We start from the raw sequence: 3,113 nt of genomic DNA, 5'->3' as shown, positions 1-3,113 counted from the left end.
GTCCGCGGAGGTGACTACTTCGCGTCGCCCTCGCCGTCGGCCTTCTTGTCCTTCGGCTCGGCGGCGGCGTCGGCGGCCGGCTCGTCCGTCTCGGGCTTCTTGCCGAGGTCGATGCGGGGCGCGTCCGCGTCGTCGTCCGACCCGGTCAGCGACGAGGCGTCGTCGGGGACGACCGGGGTGTCGGACTTGAGCTCGGCGTCCGCGTCCTCCGCGGACTCGCCGTGCACGATGCGGTTGTACTCGGCGTCGTCGAGGACGGCACCGATGGAGTTCTTCGCGTAGATGGCGTGGACGCCCGGGGCGACCTCAAGAAGGACCGTGTCGTCGTGAACCTCCTTGACCGTGGCGTACATGCCGCCGATGGTGCGCACGCCGGTGCCGGGCTGCATTTCGTTGCGCATCTGCGCAGCGGCCTGCTGCTTCTTCTTGGCGGACCGGGTCATCAGGAACATGGCCCCGATGAGCACGATGAAGGGGAGGAGGGTCACGATACTCACGGGACGGAACTTCCTTCGCACGACCGCGCAGAAGCGGCCTCATATATACGGGGGTGGGCATGCCTACCTGGAAGGTCGGCATCGGCGGAGTCTAAGCGAGTCCGCGTCAATGGAACAACGTCCAGGATGGCACCGGGGTTCCTGACCCGGCGACCCTCCACACCGTCACGTCCCGAACAGACCCGGTTGTCCGCCTTTCGTGGTGCCCTGCTGTGGCGGTACGAGTCCCAGGTGGGCCCAGGCGGCGGGGGTGGCGACCCGGCCGCGCGGTGTTCTGGCCAGAAGGCCTTCTCGTACGAGGAAGGGCTCGGCGACCTCCTCGACGGTCTCGCGCTCCTCCCCCACGGCGACGGCGAGGGTGGACAGGCCGACCGGTCCGCCGCCGAAGAGCTTGAGGAGCGCGCCGAGGACCGCGCGGTCGAGGCGGTCGAGACCGCGCTGGTCCACCTCGTACACCTTGAGGGCGGCGGACGCGATCTCCTTGTCGATGATCCCGCCCTCCGTCTTGACCTGGGAGTAGTCGCGGACCCGGCGCAGCAGCCGGTTGGCGATGCGGGGGGTGCCGCGGCAGCGGCCCGCGATCTCGGCAGCCCCGTCGACGCCGATCTCGACGTCGAGGAGGCGGGCCGAGCGGTGGATGACGCGCTCCAGCTCGGACGGCTCGTAGAACTCCATGTGCCCGGTGAAGCCGAAGCGGTCGCGCAGCGGCGGCGGCAGCAGTCCGGCCCTGGTGGTGGCGCCGACCAGGGTGAAGGGGGGCAGTTCCAGCGGGATGGCGGTGGCGCCGGGGCCCTTGCCGACGATGACGTCGACGCGGAAGTCCTCCATCGCCATGTAGAGCATCTCCTCCGCCGGGCGGGACATCCGGTGGATCTCGTCGAGGAAGAGGACCTCTCCTTCCTGGAGGGAGGAGAGGATCGCGGCGAGGTCGCCCGCGTGCTGGATGGCCGGGCCGCTGGTGATGCGGATCGGGGCGCCCATCTCGGCGGCGATGATCATGGAGAGGGTGGTCTTGCCGAGGCCGGGGGCGCCGGAGAGCAGGACGTGGTCGGCGGTGGCGCCGCGGGCGCGGGCCGCGCGCAGCACCAGGTCGAGCTGCTCGCGCACCTTCTCCTGTCCGACGAATTCATCCAGGTCCTTGGGGCGCAGAGCGGCCTCGACCGCCTGGTCCTCGCCGTCGGCCAAGGAGTCGACCAGCCTCGGATCGGCGTCGGTTTCGGGTCCGGTCTCGTCCCAGTTCATGTGCGGATCTCTCGGGTCGGATGGGGCGCGTGTGGGCTGCTGCGGCTGCGGGGTCAGCGGGCGCGGTTGAGGGTCTGGAGTGCCGCGCGCAGCAGCTGCGGCACCGGCGGCTGGGCGCCCTCGGCAAGGGCGGCCTCGGCCTGCGGGGTGACGGCCGCCACCGCTTCCTCCGCCTCGCGGGAGGCGTACCCGAGGCCGATCAGCGCGGCGGCGAGCTGCTCGGTCCAGGGGGCCGGGCCGGACGCGACGCGCTGGGCACCGAGCTGGCCGCCGGTGCCGAGCGGGGAGCCGAGCCGGTCCTTCAGTTCGAGGAGTAGCTTCTGCGCCCCCTTCTTGCCGATGCCGGAAACCGCGGTGAGCGCCTTCTCGTCACCGGTGGACACCGCGAGCCGCAGCGCGTCGGGGCTGTGCACGGCGAGCATGGCCTGCGCGAGGCGGGGGCCGACGCCGCTGGCGGTCTGGAGCAGCTCGAAGACCTGGCGCTCGTCGTCGTCCGCGAAGCCGTAGAGCGTGAGCGAGTCCTCCCGGACGACCAGGGACGTGGCGAGCTTGGCCTCCTTGCCCATCCGGAGGGTGGACAGCGTGTTCGGCGTGCACTGGACGGCCATGCCGACGCCGCCGACCTCGATGACCGCGGTGTTGGGAGCGAGGGCGGCCACCGGGCCACTGACGAAGGCGATCATGAGGTGCGGCCTCTCCTGACGGGGCTTGCCGTCCTGACGGTGTTCGTCGTGCTGACGGCGCTTGCTGGACGGACCTGTGGCGTACGGGACTTGTGCGCGGCGACCGCCTGCTGGAGCCGGTTCTGCGCGGGGGCCCGCCAGATGTGGCAGATGGCGAGGGCCAGGGCGTCGGCGGCGTCGGCCGGTTTCGGCGGGGCGTCGAGCCGCAGCAGCCGGGTCACCATCGCCCCGACCTGTGCCTTGTCGGCGCGGCCACTGCCGCTGACGGCGGCCTTGACCTCACTGGGGGTGTGCAGGGCGACGGGGATGCCGCGGCGGGAGGCGCACAGCATGGCGACGGCGCTGGCCTGGGCGGTGCCCATCACCGTCGACACGTTGTGCTGGCTGAACACGCGCTCCACGGCGAGGACTTCGGGCCGGTAGTCGTCGAGCCACTGCTCGATGCCCTGCTCGATGGCGACGAGGCGCAGCCCCAACTCGGCGTCGGCAGGCGTCCGTACGACACCCACCCCGCACATGGTCAGCGGGCGTCCGGCCACCCCCTCGACCACTCCGACACCGCACCGGGTCAGCCCCGGGTCCACGCCCAGCACCCTCACGCCGCCCCCTCCTTCGCCTTCGCTCACCTGTTTGTGCAGGCTATCGGCTCGCACTGACAATCAGGTCCGGCAACGCGACGGGCCGACGGGGA

General features: G+C 71.5%; 4 protein-coding genes. All 4 read right to left on the bottom strand.

Annotated features, from left to right (window positions below):
- Positions 1 to 14 precede the first annotated feature (14 nt).
- The 4 genes from yajC to ruvC all read right to left on the bottom strand — a co-directional run bounded on the left by yajC (position 15) and on the right by ruvC (position 3,021).
- A complete protein-coding gene (gene yajC, locus ACWGIG_RS38145) occupies positions 15 to 497 on the bottom strand; it encodes a preprotein translocase subunit YajC (protein WP_453326317.1) in 483 nt (160 codons plus the stop codon).
- A 165-nt stretch (positions 498 to 662) separates the two neighbouring features.
- Positions 663 to 1,739 carry a Holliday junction branch migration DNA helicase RuvB gene (gene ruvB / locus ACWGIG_RS38140; protein WP_453326316.1) on the bottom strand — a complete coding sequence of 359 codons (1,077 nt, stop codon included), beginning with the start codon at positions 1,737 to 1,739 and terminating at the stop codon, positions 663 to 665.
- A 53-nt stretch (positions 1,740 to 1,792) separates the two neighbouring features.
- Entirely contained in the window at positions 1,793 to 2,422 is a 630-nt protein-coding gene (gene ruvA, locus ACWGIG_RS38135; protein WP_453326315.1) for a Holliday junction branch migration protein RuvA, read from the bottom strand.
- The gene (gene ruvC / locus ACWGIG_RS38130; RefSeq protein ID WP_453326314.1) at positions 2,419 to 3,021 is read right to left on the bottom strand and encodes a crossover junction endodeoxyribonuclease RuvC; all 603 of its coding nucleotides are present in this window, start codon (positions 3,019 to 3,021) and stop codon (positions 2,419 to 2,421) included. The genes ruvA and ruvC overlap by 4 nt, the downstream gene beginning before the upstream one ends.
- Positions 3,022 to 3,113: the final 92 nt, after the last annotated feature.

It is taken from the genome of Streptomyces sp. NPDC054863 (genome assembly GCF_053610825.1).
The sequence above is the reverse complement of the archived record's forward strand: the minus strand, read 5'-3'. Positions and strand labels throughout refer to the sequence as shown.

Coding starts and splice junctions, on each gene's coding strand:
- ruvB (WP_453326316.1), bottom strand. CDS start 1,739: ATGAACTGGGACGAGACCGGACCCGAAACCGACGCCGATCCGAGGCTG.
- ruvA (WP_453326315.1), bottom strand. CDS start 2,422: ATGATCGCCTTCGTCAGTGGCCCGGTGGCCGCCCTCGCTCCCAACACC.